This is a genomic window from Streptomyces sp. NBC_00019 (assembly GCF_045041015.1).
Classification (GTDB): Bacteria; Actinomycetota; Actinomycetes; order Streptomycetales; family Streptomycetaceae; genus Streptomyces.
Genome location: NZ_CP108302.1, coordinates 2,673,397 through 2,688,952, shown reverse-complemented (window position 1 = coordinate 2,688,952; position 15,556 = coordinate 2,673,397). Strand labels below are relative to the sequence as shown.

The 15,556-nt window shown below is 69.3% G+C and carries 17 protein-coding genes; 10 read left to right on the top strand and 7 right to left on the bottom strand.

The window, feature by feature from the left end:
- Positions 1 to 43: 43 nt before the first annotated feature.
- Complete coding sequence (locus OHU89_RS12880) at positions 44 to 1,573, bottom strand: S8 family peptidase (RefSeq protein WP_405642502.1); 1,530 nt, start codon at positions 1,571 to 1,573, stop codon at positions 44 to 46.
- Between the two features lie 327 nt (positions 1,574 to 1,900).
- Here OHU89_RS12880 and OHU89_RS12875 point away from each other — a divergent pair, with 327 nt between their 5' ends.
- From OHU89_RS12875 to moaA, 3 genes are all read left to right on the top strand, one after another.
- A complete protein-coding gene (locus OHU89_RS12875; protein ID WP_405642498.1) occupies positions 1,901 to 2,257 on the top strand; it encodes a DUF485 domain-containing protein in 357 nt (118 codons plus the stop codon).
- Positions 2,254 to 3,879, top strand: coding sequence for a cation acetate symporter (locus OHU89_RS12870; protein WP_405642496.1), 1,626 nt, complete (start codon positions 2,254 to 2,256; stop codon positions 3,877 to 3,879). Before OHU89_RS12875 ends, OHU89_RS12870 begins: the two co-directional genes overlap by 4 nt.
- Positions 3,880 to 4,057: 178 nt before the next feature.
- Positions 4,058 to 5,047, top strand: coding sequence for a GTP 3',8-cyclase MoaA (gene moaA, locus OHU89_RS12865; protein ID WP_266894293.1), 990 nt, complete (start codon positions 4,058 to 4,060; stop codon positions 5,045 to 5,047).
- Here the strand turns inward: moaA and OHU89_RS12860 are convergent.
- The gene (locus OHU89_RS12860; RefSeq protein WP_266829096.1) at positions 5,044 to 5,268 is read right to left on the bottom strand and encodes a hypothetical protein; all 225 of its coding nucleotides are present in this window, start codon (positions 5,266 to 5,268) and stop codon (positions 5,044 to 5,046) included. The two genes, moaA and OHU89_RS12860, sit on opposite strands and share 4 nt — an antisense overlap.
- 214 nt (positions 5,269 to 5,482) lie before the next feature.
- On the bottom strand, positions 5,483 to 5,881 hold the full coding sequence (locus OHU89_RS12855; RefSeq protein ID WP_405642494.1) for a DUF3099 domain-containing protein: 399 nt from the start codon (positions 5,879 to 5,881) through the stop codon (positions 5,483 to 5,485).
- A gap of 244 nt (positions 5,882 to 6,125) precedes the next feature.
- On the opposite strand from OHU89_RS12855, the gene OHU89_RS12850 reads away from it, so the two are divergent.
- The gene (locus tag OHU89_RS12850; RefSeq protein ID WP_266894299.1) at positions 6,126 to 6,404 is read left to right on the top strand and encodes a GlsB/YeaQ/YmgE family stress response membrane protein; all 279 of its coding nucleotides are present in this window, start codon (positions 6,126 to 6,128) and stop codon (positions 6,402 to 6,404) included.
- Positions 6,405 to 6,464: 60 nt separating this feature from the next.
- Here OHU89_RS12850 and tyrS read toward each other — a convergent pair whose 3' ends face one another.
- Genes tyrS through OHU89_RS12835 form a run of 3 tightly spaced genes read right to left on the bottom strand, consistent with a single transcriptional unit; the run spans position 6,465 to position 10,704 of the window.
- Entirely contained in the window at positions 6,465 to 7,733 is a 1,269-nt protein-coding gene (tyrS, locus tag OHU89_RS12845; protein WP_405642492.1) for a tyrosine--tRNA ligase, read from the bottom strand.
- 56 nt (positions 7,734 to 7,789) lie between these two features.
- Positions 7,790 to 9,184, bottom strand: a complete 1,395-nt coding sequence (locus tag OHU89_RS12840; protein WP_266894303.1) for a metallopeptidase TldD-related protein — start codon at positions 9,182 to 9,184, stop codon at positions 7,790 to 7,792.
- Positions 9,181 to 10,704: a TldD/PmbA family protein gene (locus OHU89_RS12835; RefSeq protein ID WP_405642491.1), complete on the bottom strand. Its 1,524-nt coding sequence runs from the start codon at positions 10,702 to 10,704 to the stop codon at positions 9,181 to 9,183. The genes OHU89_RS12840 and OHU89_RS12835 overlap by 4 nt, the downstream gene beginning before the upstream one ends.
- Before the next feature lie 242 nt (positions 10,705 to 10,946).
- On the opposite strand from OHU89_RS12835, the gene fabG reads away from it, so the two are divergent.
- From fabG to OHU89_RS12820, 3 genes are all read left to right on the top strand, one after another.
- Positions 10,947 to 11,666, top strand: a complete 720-nt coding sequence (fabG, locus tag OHU89_RS12830; RefSeq protein WP_266894307.1) for a 3-oxoacyl-[acyl-carrier-protein] reductase — start codon at positions 10,947 to 10,949, stop codon at positions 11,664 to 11,666.
- 5 nt (positions 11,667 to 11,671) lie between these two features.
- Positions 11,672 to 12,448, top strand: coding sequence for an enoyl-ACP reductase FabI (gene fabI / locus OHU89_RS12825; RefSeq protein ID WP_405642490.1), 777 nt, complete (start codon positions 11,672 to 11,674; stop codon positions 12,446 to 12,448).
- A 187-nt stretch (positions 12,449 to 12,635) separates the two neighbouring features.
- Positions 12,636 to 12,983: a hypothetical protein gene (locus OHU89_RS12820; protein ID WP_405642488.1), complete on the top strand. Its 348-nt coding sequence runs from the start codon at positions 12,636 to 12,638 to the stop codon at positions 12,981 to 12,983.
- Here the strand turns inward: OHU89_RS12820 and OHU89_RS12815 are convergent.
- Positions 12,964 to 13,653: a FadR/GntR family transcriptional regulator gene (locus tag OHU89_RS12815; protein ID WP_405642486.1), complete on the bottom strand. Its 690-nt coding sequence runs from the start codon at positions 13,651 to 13,653 to the stop codon at positions 12,964 to 12,966. The genes OHU89_RS12820 and OHU89_RS12815 overlap by 20 nt on opposite strands.
- 70 nt (positions 13,654 to 13,723) lie before the next feature.
- Here OHU89_RS12815 and OHU89_RS12810 point away from each other — a divergent pair, with 70 nt between their 5' ends.
- The 3 genes from OHU89_RS12810 to OHU89_RS12800 all read left to right on the top strand — a co-directional run bounded on the left by OHU89_RS12810 (position 13,724) and on the right by OHU89_RS12800 (position 15,538).
- Entirely contained in the window at positions 13,724 to 15,007 is a 1,284-nt protein-coding gene (locus OHU89_RS12810) for a CynX/NimT family MFS transporter (RefSeq protein ID WP_405642484.1), read from the top strand.
- Between the two features lie 48 nt (positions 15,008 to 15,055).
- Positions 15,056 to 15,172 carry an SGM_5486 family transporter-associated protein gene (locus OHU89_RS12805; RefSeq protein ID WP_266829118.1) on the top strand — a complete coding sequence of 39 codons (117 nt, stop codon included), beginning with the start codon at positions 15,056 to 15,058 and terminating at the stop codon, positions 15,170 to 15,172.
- A 159-nt stretch (positions 15,173 to 15,331) separates the two neighbouring features.
- A complete protein-coding gene (locus OHU89_RS12800; RefSeq protein ID WP_046257754.1) occupies positions 15,332 to 15,538 on the top strand; it encodes a hypothetical protein in 207 nt (68 codons plus the stop codon).
- The last annotated feature ends 18 nt before the right edge of the window (positions 15,539 to 15,556 follow it).

Sequence of the window (15,556 nt, the reverse complement as noted above, 5' to 3'; positions counted from 1 at the left end):
AGTTCGTTCGCGGTACGAGCGGACCGTGCGGGTGCTGTGCGGGCTACTGGACCGCGCGCAGCGCGTTGACGATGCCGTAGCCGTAGAACCCGTTCACCCGCTTGCCCCCGACGCAGGTCGCGTCCTGCGTGCCGTCGCCGTCCTGGTCGTAGGAGGCCGGGCAGCCGGGGTTGTTCGCCTGCGCCTTCAGCAGTGCCTGCAACTGCGCCGCAGACGCCTTCGGGTGCGTCGACTTCAGCAGCGCGGCGACGCCCGCGGCGTGCGGGGAGGCCATCGAGGTGCCCTGCAGGAAGCCGTACGAGTTGTTCGGCATGGTCGACAGGATGCGGCCGTTCTTCGACGGCGTGTCCGGGATCTGGTAGAGCCGGTCACCGCCCGGGGCCGCGATGTCGACGACGCCGTAACCGTACGAGGAGTAGTACGACTTCAGGTTCTGCACGCCCGTGGCGCTGACCGTCACGACACCCGGCAGCTGGGTCGGCACGTCGAAGCACTCGTGCGGGTCGATGGTGCGCGTCACCGGCGTGGAGTCGTCGGGGCTGCTGTCGTCGACCAGGGCGTCCGAGTCGAGGTCGTCGTTGGAGTTGCCCGCCGACGCCAGGTTGAGCGTGCCCTTCTTCTGGGCGTACAGCGAGGCCCGGTTGACCGCGTCGACGATGGCCCGCTGGTCGGGGTCGTCGAGGCAGTTGTACAGCCACGGGTCCACGTAGTAGCTGTTGTTCGTGACCTCGACGCCATGGTCGGCGGCGAACACGAACGCGCAGACGACGCTCTCCGGGTAGAAGAGGCCGTTGCTCGGGTCGGTCACATTGATGGCCGAGACCTTCACGCCGGGCGCGACACCGGCCACACCGATGCCGTTGCGGGCGGCGGCGATCTCACCGGCCACGTGCGTGCCGTGGTAGTCGTCCACGGTGTACGGCCGCCAAGCGCCCTCGGTGGTGTCCGCGACACCGCCGTCGCAGTTGGCCGACTGCGAGGCCGAGAAGTTCGGCGCGATGTCCGGGTGGGTGTCGTCGACGCCGGTGTCGATGACGGCGACGGTGACCTTCTTGCTGCCCGGGTTGATCTGCGCGGCCTTGTCGGCGCCGATCGCCCGCAGGTCCCACTGGTCGGCCTCGAGGGGCTCGCTCTCCGCGTCGGCCGCGGAGGCGCTCTCGATCTTCTCGGCCTGTTCCTTCGTCAGGATCTGGGCCGCGCCCTCGTCCGTGGTGCTCGCGGGAGTGAGCGCCGAGGTGCGCGTCGCACCCGCCGACTGCACGCCGCGCACCGCGCGTATCTGTGCGCCGAAGTCCGGGTTGGCCGAGTGGACGACGATCACGCCGATCTTCTCGTACGTGATGACGATCGTGCCGCCCTTGGCGACGACGGCCTTCTTCACCGACGCGATCGTCTTGTGGTCCACCTTGGTGTTGACCACGTACGAGAGGTTGGGCGCGTCCGCGGCCTGCGTGGTCGGCTCCGCGTACGGGGCGGCCGAGGCGGCCGTCGGCAGGAAGCCGAGCGAGGCGGTCAGCGAGAGAACGACGGGCACGGCCAGAGCGAGCCGACGTCTGGAACGCAGATGAGGCATGGGGTCTCCACATCATCCGGAAACGAGAACCGCCCGAACACAGGTGGTGCTCGGGCAGGTACATGACGGGTGGTGCAGTGGCGAAGCTATCCCGCGAAGTCGCTGGCCAGCAATGACCTACCCGAGGTGACTTCGGAAAGAAGCCCGGGTAGTTGAACCGCTCCTCGCGTGCCGCCGTGACGTTGGGCAGGGAGCACGAGCACGATCGAGCCCCCTGGTCACCGTGAGGAACAGAGCCGTCACATGCCCGTCGTACCGAACCCGTCCCCGGACCCAGACCCGTCCCAGTCCACCGTGGCAACAGCACCCGCAACGCGAGGAGACTCCGTGGCTACCGACGCACCGCCCCCCTCGAAAGAGCAACACAAACTCCCCAGCGCCGAGGAGTTCACCGCGGTGCAGGAGAGTGCGGAGTTCGGTGAACTACGCCACTCCTACCGCTCCTTCGCCTTCCCCCTGACCGTCGGCTTCATCGCCTGGTACCTGCTGTACGTCCTGCTGTCGAACTTTGCCGGCGACCTCATGGGCACCAAGCTCTTCGGCAACATCAACGTCGCCTTCGTCCTCGGCATCGCCCAGTTCATCACCACGTTCCTCATCGCCTGGTGGTACTCCCGGCACGCCGCCGCGAAGCTCGACCCCAAGGCCGAGGCGATCAAGTCCCGTATGGAGGGCGACGCATGAGCATCGCGCAGCAGAGTGTCCTCGCGGCCGGAGAGGCCGGCGAGCACCGACCACTGATCATCAGCCTCTTCGCGGTGTTCGTCGTCGCGACCCTGGTCATCACGGTCTGGGCGGGCCGCCAGACCAAGGACGCCGCCGACTTCTACGCCGGCGGACGCCAGTTCAGCGCCTTCCAGAACGGTCTCGCGGTCTCCGGCGACTACATGTCGGCCGCGTCGTTCCTCGGCATCGCCGGCGCCATCGCCCTCTTCGGCTACGACGGCTTCCTGTACTCCATCGGCTTCCTGGTCGCCTGGCTGGTGGCGCTGCTCCTGGTCGCCGAGCCGCTCAGGAACTCCGGCCGCTACACCATGGGTGACGTACTGGCGTACCGCATGCGCCAGCGCCCGGTCCGCACCGCGGCCGGCACCTCCACGATCGTCGTCTCGATCTTCTACCTGCTGGCCCAGATGGCCGGCGCGGGTGTCCTGGTCTCGCTGCTGCTCGGCATCACCTCCGACGCGGGCAAGATCGGCATCGTCGCCCTCGTCGGCATCCTGATGATTGTGTACGTCTCCATCGGCGGCATGAAGGGCACCACCTGGGTCCAGATGGTCAAGGCCGTCCTCCTCATCAGCGGCACGATCCTGATCACGTTCCTGGTGCTGCTGAAGTTCAACTTCAACATCTCCGACCTGCTCGGCACGGCCGCCGAGAAGAGCGGCAAGGGCTCCGCCTTCCTGGAGCCCGGCCTCCAGTACGGCGCGACCGGCACCTCCAAGCTGGACTTCATCTCCCTGGGCATCGCCCTGGTGCTCGGCACGGCGGGTCTGCCGCACATCCTGATCCGCTTCTACACGGTGCCCAACGCCAAGGCCGCCCGTAAGTCCGTGAACTGGGCCATCGGCATCATCGGCGGCTTCTACCTGATGACGATCGCGCTCGGCTTCGGCGCCGCCGCGCTGATCGACCAGAAGGAGATCATCGAATCCAACCCGTCCGGCAACACGGCGGCCCCGCTGCTCGCCCTGCACCTGGGCGGCGTCGACTCGACGTGGGGCGCGATCCTGCTGGCGACGATCTCGGCGGTGGCCTTCGCGACGATCCTGGCGGTGGTGGCAGGTCTGACCCTCGCCTCGTCGTCCTCGTTCGCGCACGACATCTACGCCAACGTCATCCGCAAGGGCCAGGCGTCCGGCAAGGAAGAGGTCCGCGCGGCCCGCGTGGCGACCGTCTTCATCGGTGCCGCAGCCATCGGCCTGGGCGCCCTCGCCCGCGACCTCAACGTGGCCGGCCTGGTCGCGCTGGCCTTCGCGGTCGCCGCGTCCGCGAACCTGCCGACGATCCTCTACAGCCTGTTCTGGAAGAAGTTCACCACCCAGGGCGCACTGTGGTCGATCTACGGCGGTCTGATCGTCGCCGTCGGCCTGGTGCTGTTCTCGCCCGTCGTCTCCGGCGACCCGAAGGCGATGTTCCCGGACGTCGACTTCGCCTACTTCCCGCTGAAGAACCCGGGCATCATCTCCATCCCGTTCGGCTTCGCGATGGGCTGGCTCGGCACCGTCCTGTCCAAGGAGGAGCCCGACGCCGGCAAGTACGCGGAGCTGGAGGTCCGGTCCCTGACCGGCACCGGCGCCCACTGAGTTCGCCGGGCAGCGCTCCGTGACCGGCCGCGTCGTAGGTCTCTACGACGCGGCCGCGTCTTACCTCGTGGGATCGGGCACTGTCGATGTCAGTCGGGTCACGTAGGCTCGCAGGTGACGGGAAACGAGTGCTCCTCGAGTGCTCGACAGTGTTTCGCAGACGAGGGAGGGGGCCCACGTGCTCATCGACACCTACGGCCGGCAGGCCACCGACCTGAGAGTCTCGCTGACCGACCGGTGCAATCTGCGCTGTACGTACTGCATGCCCGAGGAGGGCCTGCAGTGGCTGGCCAAGCCCGATCTGCTCACGGACGACGAGATCGTCCGCCTGATCGACATCGCGGTCACCTCGCTGGGTATCGAGGAGGTCCGCTTCACGGGCGGCGAGCCGCTGCTGCGCCCGGGCCTGGTGGGCATAGTGGAGCGCGTCGCAGCCCTGGAGCCCCGCCCCCAGATGTCGCTGACGACCAACGGCATCGGCCTCAAGCGCACCGCGACCGCCCTGAAGGCGGCGGGCCTGGACCGGGTCAACGTCTCCCTGGACACCCTGCGCCCCGACGTCTTCAAGACCCTCACCCGCCGGGACCGCCACAAGGACGTCATCGAGGGCCTGTACGCGGCCCGCGAGGCGGGCCTGACCCCGGTGAAGGTCAACTCGGTCCTGATGCCGGGCCTGAACGACGACGAGGCCCCCGACCTGCTGGCCTGGGCGGTCGAGCACGACTACGAGCTGCGCTTCATCGAGCAGATGCCTCTGGACGCCCAGCACGGCTGGAAGCGCGACGGCATGATCACCGCAGGCGACATCCTCACCTCCCTGCGCACCCGCTTCGACCTGACGGAAGAGGGCTCCGAAAAGCGCGGCTCGGCCCCGGCGGAACGCTGGCTGGTGGACGGCGGCCCGCACGTCGTGGGTGTCATCGCCTCGGTCACCCGCCCGTTCTGCTCAGCCTGCGACCGCACCCGCCTCACCGCCGACGGCCAGGTCCGCACCTGCCTGTTCGCGACGGAGGAGACGGACCTGCGCGCGGCCCTGCGCTCGGGAGCACCGGACGAGGAGATAGCCCGCATCTGGAAGGTGGCGATGTGGGGCAAGAAGGCGGGCGCGGGCCTGGATGACCCGACGTTCGTGCAGCCGGACCGGCCGATGTCCGCAATCGGCGGCTAGGGAACCTGGCCCTGCGCTTCCCACTCCTTCAGCAGGACGACGTCCTTCAGGAACCCCCGCACACCGAGGAACTGGGACAGGTGCTCCCGGTGCTCCTCACACGCCAGCCACGTCTTCCGGCGCTCCGGCGTATGGATCTTCGGGTTGTTCCACGCGAGCACCCACACGGCGTCCAGGCGGCAGCCCTTCGCGGAGCAGATCGGGGTGGTCTCTTCACTCACTGTTTCGTCTCACAAAGTGCCGTGAACAAGGCGACGCCGAGCAGCCACGGGGGGAGCTGCCCGGCGTCGGTCTGTCGCTCCGACGGGGGATGCGGAGCGCGTAGGAAGTATGTCACGGGTAACCCGTCGCCCGGCACTGGAACAACATGATTGATCTGAGCTTTTCTTGAGCTTGGTACGGAGGTAACTTCCGGATTCGGGCCCTCCGCCAAGGTCACGTCCGCTCGCGCGGTTCCCCCCGCAGATCCGCCTCCGAATCGCCCACGGCGTCTTCCGGGAACGGTTCCGCGGAGCCCCTCCGAGAACCCGGCGGCGTGATCATCGGCGGCGTGGGCGCGGTCACGAACGTCGACGGCAAGGACGGCGCGTTCTCCCGCCCCGCGTTGGCGATCACCACCGCGACGTAGGGGAGAAGAGCTCCCAGTACCAACGCGACGATGGCGACGTGCCGTTCGACGTTCCAGAGCGAGACCGCGAGGATCACCGACGCCGTACGCACAGCCATCGAGATCACATATCGCCGCTGCCGGCCGCGCACATCGTCCTGAAGCCCCTGACGGGCTCCGGTGATCCGGAAAACCTGGGCGTTACCTGCCGCATGCTGCTTCCGCATCACATTCCACCATCCGCCCGCATCGGACTCTCCCCGGCCCGTACCCACTCCGCCCCCGGCAGAGGAACCGGGCCCGGACACGTCCTACGTTACGCCGCGTCTGCGCCGCCTACGAGACCGGGGCACCTCCCGCCCGGGCGAACGACCTGCGCCGTAGCGCGTACGGCTTACTCGACATGCGCCGTACCGTGCATGCGCCGACACTGGGCGTAATGCTCACGTCGAGCCGTACTAGGAGGCAGCCATGGGCTGGTTGTGGGCGATCATCGTGGGATTCGTGCTGGGCCTGATCGCGAAGGCGATCCTCCCGGGCAAGCAGCACAGCCCTCTGTGGTTGACGACCATCTTCGGCATGCTGGGCGCCATCGCGGGCAACGCGATCGCGCGTGCCGCAGGCGTCGACGAGACCTCCGGCATCGACTGGAGCCGCCACGCCTTCCAGCTTGTCGCCGCGATCATCATCGTGGGTGTCGGCGACATGCTGTACATGGCGACGCTGGGTAAGAGGAAACAGCGGACCTGAGAGCACCTACGCCGAGAGGGGCGGCCTCCCGCACGGGAGACCGCCCCTCTCGCCGTGTGCTCAGGCGCCCGTGACCTCGACCGCCGCCAGGTTCTTCTTGCCCCGGCGCAGCACCAGCCAGCGACCGTGGAGCAGGTCCTCCTTGGCAGGAACCGCGTCCTCGGCCGCGACCTTCATGTTGTTCACGTAGGCCCCGCCCTCCTTCACGGTCCGCCGCGCGGCGGACTTGCTGGCCACGAGGCCGACCTCGGCGAGCAGGTCCACGACGAGACCGAGCTCGGCGACCTGGATGTGCGGCACCTCGGAGAGGGCCGCCGTGAGCGTCTTCTCGTCCAGGTCCGCCAGCTCGCCCTGACCGAACAGCGCACGGCTCGCGGCGACCACGGCGGCCGTCTGGCCGGCGCCGTGCACCAGCGTCGTCAGCTCCTCCGCCAGTGCGCGCTGTGCGGCACGGGCCTGCGGACGCTCCTCGGTCTGCTTCTCCAGCTCCTCGATCTCCTCGCGGGAGCGGAAGCTGAAGATGCGCAGGAACTTGGAGACGTCCCGGTCGTCCGCGTTCAGCCAGAACTGGTAGAAGGCGTACGGCGTGGTCATCTCCGGGTCGAGCCAGATCGTGCCGGACTCCGTCTTGCCGAACTTGGTGCCGTCGGCCTTGGTGATCAGCGGCGTGGCCAGCGCGTGCACCACGGCGTCGGGCTCGACCCGGTGGATCAGGTCGGTGCCCGAGGTGAGGTTGCCCCACTGGTCGCTGCCGCCGGTCTGCAGCGTGCAGCCGTACCTGCGGAACAGCTCCAGGAAGTCCATGCCCTGGAGGATCTGGTAGCTGAACTCCGTGTAACCGATGCCCGCGTCGGAGTTGAGCCGCCGGGCGACGGCCTCCTTCGCGATCATCTTGTTGACCCGGAAGTACTTGCCCACGTCCCGCAGGAACTCGATGGCCGACAGCCCCTGGGTCCAGTCCAGGTTGTTGACCATGATCGCGGCGTTCGGGCCCTCGAAGTCGAGCAGCGGGGTGATCTGCGCCCGGAGCCGCTCGACCCACTGGGCCACGACGTCCGGCGAGTTCAGCGTCCGCTCCGCGGTCGGTTTGGGGTCACCGATCAGACCCGTCGCACCGCCCACCAGGCCCAGCGGACGGTTGCCCGCCTGCTGGATCCGGCGCATCGTCAGGATCTGCACGAGGTTGCCGAGGTGCAGGCTGGGTGCGGTCGGGTCGAACCCGCAATAGAACGTGACGGGGCCGTCCGCGAACGCCTTGCGCAATGCGTCCTCGTCAGTGGAGAGGGCGATCAGCCCCCGCCACTTCAGCTCGTCGACGATGTCCGTCACGGTTCTCGTATCTCCTTGGATGATCTTCGGTGGTCGGGTGACAACCAGCTACGAGGTTATACGCCCCGACTGACAGAGCTCATATTGAAGTCCGGCACCCTCAGGGCCGGCATCGCAGCCCTAGTGAACCAGTCGCTCCACTCCCTCGGCAGCGTCTTTTCCGTGCGCCCGGCCTCCGTGGCCCGGCCCAGCAGGTCCACCGGCGACTCGTTGAACCGGAAGTTGGTGACCTCTCCGGTGACCTCGCCGTTCTCGACGAGGTAGACGCCGTCGCGGGTCAGGCCGGTCAGCAGCAGCGTGGCCGGGTCGACCTCGCGGATGTACCAGAGGCAGGTCAGCAGCAGTCCGCGCGCGGTGTTCGCGACCATCTCCTCCAGGGAGCGGTCCTCGCCGCCGTCCAGGATCAGGTTGTCGATGCCCGGCGCCACCGGCAGCCCGGTCAGCCCGGCGCTGTGCCGGCTGGTCAGCAGGCTGCTCAGCTCGCCCGCCCGCATCCACTCGGTGGCCGTCAGCGGCAGCCCGTTGTCGAACACCGACGAGTCGCCGCCGGAGGAGTGCGTGAGCACGAAGGGCGAGGACTCCAGGCCCGGCTCGTTGGGGTCGCTGCGCAGGGTCAGCGGCAGCTCGGTCAGCCGGTCGCCGAGCCGGGTGCCACCGCCGGGCTTGGAGAACACGGTCCGGCCCTCGGCCGCGTCCCGGCCGGACGCCGACCACATCTGGTAGATCAGCAGGTCCGCCACGGCGGTCGGCGGCAGCAGAGTCTCGTACCGACCGGCGGGCAGATCGTGCTTCCGCTCGGCCCAGCCGAGCCGTACGGCGAGCTCGGCGTCCAGCGCGGCCGGGTCGACGTCCTTGAAGTCCCGGGTGGAGCGGCCGGCCCACGCCGAGCGCGTACGGTCCGGCGACTTGGCGTTCAGCTCCAGCGTCCCGTTGGGCTGGTCGTGCCGCAGACGCAGACCCGTCGACGTGCCGAGGTAGCTGGAGACCAGCTCGTGGTTGGCGAAGCCGTACAGCTCGCGGCCGCCCGCACGCGCGCGTGCGAAGGACTCGCCGAGCGCCGGTGCGAAGTCGGCGAACACCGCGGAGGAGGTCTCGGCGGGCCCGTCCGTGAAGTCGGGGGACGCCGGTACGCCCGTCACCAGCGGCTGCGCGTCCTCGGCGGGCGCCGCACCGCGCGCGGCGGCCTCGGCGGCCCGGACCAGGGACTCCAGTTCGTCCACGGTCACCGCGGCCCGCGAGACGACCCCGGAGGCGGTGCCCTCCTTGCCGTCGACCGTCGCGATCACGGTGAGGGTACGCGTGCGTGTGACGCCGTTGGTGGTGAGCGCGTTGCCGGCCCAGCGCAGGTTCGCCGTCGACTGCTCGTCGGCGATGACGACACAGCCGTCGGCCGTGGACAGCTCCAGGGCACGTTCGACGATCTCGTGCGGCTTGTTCGTACGAGGACTCATCGACCGGCCTCCTGGGTCGTGTTGAGGATGTTGACGCCCTTGAAGAGGGCCGACGGGCAGCCGTGCGACACCGCCGCGACCTGGCCCGGCTGGGCCTTGCCGCAGTTGAAGGCGCCCCCGAGGACGTATGTCTGCGGACCGCCCACCGCGGCCATCGAGCCCCAGAAGTCGGTGGTGGTCGCCTGGTAGGCGACGTCCCGCAGCTGGCTGGTGATCCGACCGTTCTCGATCTTGAAGAACCGCTGGCCGGTGAACTGGAAGTTGTAGCGCTGCATGTCGATCGACCAGGACCGGTCACCGACGACATAGATGCCCCGGTCGACCCCGCCGATCAGGTCCTCCGTCGACATCCCGGCCGGGTCCGGCTGGAGCGAGACGTTGGCCATGCGCTGCACGGGCACATGCCCGGGGGAGTCGGCGAACGCGCACCCGTTGGACCGCTCGAAGCCGGTCAGCTTCGCGATCCGCCGGTCCAGCTGGTAGCCGACGAGCGTGCCGTCCTTCACCAGGTCCCAGGACTGGCCCGCCACACCCTCGTCGTCGTAGCCGACGGTCGCCAGGCCGTGCTCGGCGGTGCGGTCACCCGTCACGTTCATCAGGTCGGAGCCGTACCGCAACTTGCCGAGCTGGTCGAAGGTGGCGAAGGAGGTGCCGGCGTAGGCCGCCTCGTAGCCGAGGGCGCGGTCCAGTTCGGTGGCGTGGCCGATGGACTCGTGGATCGTCAGCCACAGGTTGGACGGGTCGACGACCAGGTCGTACACCCCCGACTCGACACTGGGCGCCCGCATCTTCTCGGCGAGCAGCTCCGGGATCTGCTCGAGCTCGCTGTCCCAGTCCCAGCCGGTGCCCGTCAGGTACTCCCAGCCGCGTCCGACCGGCGGCGCGATGGACCGCATGGAGTCGAACTCGCCGCTCGACTCGTCGACCGACACCGCGGTCAACGACGGGTGCAGCCGCACCCGCTGCTGGGTCGTCACGGTCCCGGCGGTGTCGGCGTAGAACTTGTTCTCGTGGACGGTCAGCAGTGACGCGTCGACGTGGTTGACCCCGTTCGCCGCCAGCAGCCGCGCGCTCCAGTCCGCGAGGAGCCCGGCCTTGTCCTCGTCGGGCACGGTGAACGGATCGATCTCGTACGACGAGACCCATGTCTTCTCGGAGTGCACCGGCTCGTCGGCGAGCTCCACCCGCTCGTCCGAACCCGCCGCCTTGATCACCTGGGCGGCCAGTTTCGCCATCGCCACGGCCTGCGAGGCGACCCGCGCCGCCGCGTCCATGCTCAGATCCACGCCCGACGCGAAACCCCACGTGCCGCCGTGCACGACCCTGACCGCGTACCCGAGGTCGGTGGTGTCCGACGACCCGGAGGGCTTGGCGTCCCGCAGCCGCCAGGACGCGCTGCGCACCCGCTCGAACCGGAAGTCCGCGTGGTCGGCGCCCAGTGCACGCGCGCGTGCCAGCGCGGCGTCGGCCAGGGCGCGTAGGGGAAGCGCTGTGAAGGCTTCGTCGATGGTATGAGGCACCGAGGTATCTCCCTGCTCTCGTGACCTGTGGACTCCGATCATGTCGTGTGCGCAGGTTCGGGGACCATACGTTTCCGTGCGTGGTCCGCCGTCTTCTGTAGGGACCCGACAGTGCGGCCCCTGAGCCACTGTCGGTGCCCGAATGTCCGCACGCCGGGGCAGACCGATAGGTTTCGAAGGAAGCCGCCTGCCATCGAAATGCCGGGCGGGTGAGTTCAGACCGCTATCGAAAGGGTGATCCGTTGAGCCGCTCGGTTCTCGTCACCGGAGGCAACCGGGGCATCGGCCTCGCCATCGCCCGAGCTTTCGCCGAAGCCGGCGACAAGGTCGCGATCACGTACCGCTCGGGTGAGCCACCGGCCGCCCTGGCGGAACTGGGCTGCCTCGCCGTCAAGTGCGACATCACCGACACCGAGCAGGTGGAGCAGGCCTACAAGGAGATCGAGGACGCGCACGGTCCCGTCGAGATCCTGGTCGCCAACGCCGGCATCACCAAGGACCAGCTCCTGATGCGCATGTCCGAGGAGGACTTCACGTCCGTCCTCGACACCAACCTCACCGGCACCTTCCGCGTCGTCAAGCGCGCCAACCGCGCCATGCTGCGCGCCAAGAAGGGCCGTGTCGTCCTGATCTCGTCGGTCGTCGGACTGATGGGCGGCCCCGGCCAGGCCAACTACGCCGCATCCAAGGCCGGCCTGGTCGGCTTCGCGCGCTCCCTCGCCCGTGAGCTGGGCTCGCGCAACATCACCTTCAACGTCGTCGCGCCCGGCTTCGTCGACACCGACATGACCAAGGTGCTCACCGACGAGCAGCGCGAGAACATCGTGAAGCAGGTGCCGCTCGGTCGTTACGCGCAGCCCGAGGAGATCGCCGCAACGGTGCGGTTCCTCGCCTCGGACGACGCCTCGTACATCACTGGAGCCGTCATCCCGGTTGACGGCGGACTGGGAATGGGTCACTGAACACCATGGCTGGAATCCTCGAGGGCAAGAAGATCCTCATCACCGGTGTGCTGATGGAGTCCTCCATCGCCTTCCACACCGCCAAGCTGGCCCAGGAGCAGGGCGCGGAGATCATCCTCACCGCGTGGCCGCGTCCCACCCTCACCGAGCGCATCGCCAAGAAGCTGCCCCGGCCGGAGAAGGTCAAGGTCCTGGAGCTCGACGTCTCCAACGACGAGCACCTCGCCCGCCTGGAGAGCCAGGTCCGTGCGCACCTGGGCGACAGGCTCGACGGTGTCGTGCACTCCATCGGCTTCGCGCCGCAGGACGCGCTCGGCGGCAACTTCCTGAACACGCCGTTCGAGTCCGTGGCCACCGCCATGCACGTCTCCGCCTTCTCCCTGAAGTCGCTGACCATGGCGCTGCTGCCGCTGATGACCGAGGGCGGTGCCGTCGTCGGCCTCACCTTCGACGCGCAGTTCGCCTGGCCGCAGTACGACTGGATGGGCCCGGCCAAGGCCGCCCTGGAGGCCACCAACCGCTACATGGCCCGTGACCTGGGCAAGCACAACATCCGCTGCAACCTGATCTCGGCCGGTCCGATCGGCTCCATGGCCGCGAAGTCGATCCCCGGCTTCGCCGAACTGGCGTCGGTGTGGGACAGCCGCTCCCCGCTGGAGTGGAAGCTGGAGGACCCGGAGCCGGCCGGCAAGGGCGTCGTCGCCCTGCTGAGCGACTGGTTCCCGAAGACCACCGGTGAGATCGTCCACGTGGACGGCGGTCTGCACGCCATCGGCGCGTAACGCTGCCGCCGAGCCTCGGCCGACATGGAGGGGCCGCACCCTTTGCACAGGGTGCGGCCCCTCAGCGCGTCCGCGTGGGGTAACCCGTTCGGCCCATCCGGCCGGGCGGGCGGGGCGCACAATTGGGCACTCTGGATTACGCGTTCACCACGCTTCCCTCCCCAGCACGGCCGAGGAGGTCTCCCTTGTGCGCCTGTCCCGCAACATGGCCCCAGCGACCGTCGCCGTAGCTCTCCTGCTGACCCTGCCGCACGAGGCGTCACCGCACGCACGCGTGGCGGCACCGAAGGCCGAGCAACCGGACTTGTTCGGTGCCGCCTGCTACAGCAGGGTCACCGGCTCCCGGGTGACCGCGTACTGCCACAACCCGTATCCCGACGTCGACCACGTCCGGCTGCACATCGAGTGCGCCCGCTGGTGGGACGTCGACAGCGACGGCGCCCCGGTCGAGGTGGGACCCGCGCAGACCGTACGTCTGGACGGCCGCTGCTGGAAGGAAGTCCGCTCGGTGTGGGTCAGCCACCAGAAGCGGTGAACCGGCCCGGCCGGCACAGGAACGGATAGCCCGCCGCCTCCGCCGCCGCCGTCTCCGCGTCGCCCGTGCGGATCGCGTCGACCAGCCGCGCGTGGTCCATGTACGTCTCCGGCGTCAGCTCCTCGCCGACGTCCTCGCGCAGCCAGTCCCGCAGCACCTCGCCCAGGTCCGCGTACATCGCCGACATCACGTCGTTGTGGGAAGCCGCCACCACCGCCAGGTGGAAGGACGAGTCCGCCGTCACGAAGGCCTCCGCGTCACCCGACTCCCACGCCTCCTCACGCCGTACGAGAAGCGCGTCGAGCTGCTTGAGGTCCCTCTCCGAACGCCGCCCGGCGGCCAGCCGCGCCGCGGACGACTCCAGCGTGGAGCGGAGCTCGGCGATGTGCCGGGGATCGGCGTCGGCGAACCGGCGGTGCATCACACCGGCCAGCTCGCTGGTCGCCACGACATAGGTGCCGGAGCCCTGGCGGATGTCCAGCAGGCCGTTGTGCGCGAGCGCGCGGACGGCCTCACGGACCGTGTTGCGGGCCACCCCGAGCTGCTCGACGAGCTCCGGTTCCGTCGGGATGCGCGAGCCGACCGGCCACTCGCCCGACGTGATCTGTTGCCGCAGCGCCGCGATGACCTGCTCGGACAGTGCCGATCGACGGGGGTGGCTCAGAGGCATGGCACACCTTCGCATGGGATCGCCGACCCGGGGCAGTCGGGGGATGGACAACCAATCATCCCATGATTCTATGATGGGCAGCATGGCACGTGAGGAAACCCGGACGATGACGTCCCCGCACATCCGCAGCTCGGCGGCGAGCGAGCCCCCGGCGACCGCCACGCGCGCGTGGCCGACACGGCTGCTCGTGCTCGGCATCGTCCTGGCCGCCGTCAACCTGCGCCCCGCCATCACCAGCCTCGGCGCCCTCCTGGAGGAGGTCCGCGACGGACTGGGCATGAGCGGGAGCATGGCCGGGCTGCTGACCTCCGTGCCCCCGCTCTGCTTCGCCTTCTTCGGCGTCATGGCCCCACGCCTGGCCCGCCGCTTCGGACCGGGAGCGGTGGTGTGCGCCGGCATGGTCGCCATCACGGCAGGCCTGCTCATACGGCCGTACACGGGCAGCACGGCCGGCTTCCTGGCCGCAAGCGCCCTCGCCCTCATGGGCATCGCGGTCAGCAACGTCCTGATGCCCGTCATCGTCAAGCGCTGGTTCCCGGACCGCGTCGGCTCCATGACAGGCCTCTACTCGATGGCCCTCGCCCTGGGTACGGCGACCGCGGCTGCCGTGACCGTGCCGGTGACCGACAGGCTGGGCGGCAGCTGGCAGACCGGGCTCGCGGTCTGGGCGGGGCTGGCCGCCGCGGCCGTACTGCCGTGGGTTCCGTCGATACGGCAGCGGGGGACGGCGCCCGTCGCGGAGGCATACGCGCGCGAGGAGCAGCCCGCGCTGCGCATCACCCGCAGCCGTACCGCCTGGGCGCTCGCCGTCTTCTTCGGGCTCCAGGCCACCGCCGCCTACATCACCATGGGCTGGATGGCGCAGATCTTCCGGGACGCGGGCGTGCCCGCGAGCACGGCCGGACTGCTGCTCGCCGTCACGATGGTGATGGGCGTACCGCTCGCCTTCGTCATCCCGCGCGTGGCCACCCGGCTGGCGCACCAGGGCCCGATCGCCCTCGTGCTCGGCGTCTGCGGTCTCGCCGGATACGCCGGGCTCTACTTCGCACCCGCCTCCGGAGCCTGGGTCTGGGCCCTGCTGCTCGGCGTCTCCAACTGCGCCTTCCCGCTGGCCCTGACGATGGTCGGGATGCGGGCCAGGACCGGCGCCGGCGTCGCCCAGCTGTCCGCGTTCGCGCAGAGCACCGGCTATCTGATCTCCGTCCCGGGCCCGCTCCTGGTCGGCGTGCTCTACCAGCACAGCGGCGGCTGGGGCCTGCCGATCGCCCTCATGGCCGCTCTCATGGTCCCGCAGATGGTTGTGGGCGTCCTCGCGGGACGCGACAGGACGGTCGAGGAAGAGGCGGCCCGCTGACGCCACCCCGGAGGATGCGATGCCGGTCGCAGGTGCGAGACTGGCCGTATGCCAGTGCTCGACCCGAACCCGCAGAACGGCCAGAAGAAGATGCTGCTCGTCTTCGGCGCGTTCCTCGCCATCTTCGTGATCATCGCCGTCATCGCGTCGATCGCCTCACCCTGAACCGGCGGGGGTGGGGCTAGCCCCACCATCCCCTAGGGGGCGAGTCTCAGGGTCAACTGGGTGGATCACCGGATGGGTTGAGGGCCCGGGATTCCGTAACTTCGAGATGTGACCGCGGCACAGCGGACCACCGGCCCACCCGAAGACGCGGAGGCAACCATGTCGGCCCCTACGCACACCCCGCCCCACCCGGCGACCCGGGGCCGCGTCGACATCCGGCTGCCCTGGTGGGCCCTCGCCCTGCCGACGCTCGCCTTCATCACGCTGCTCGCGCTGATCCTGAACCCGTCCGACGCGCACGCCGCCGCGGACGATCCCCTGATCACCCAGCTCTTCGAGCGCATACAGCAGCTGGTCACGCGCTGAGCACCCCGGCGGGACCGG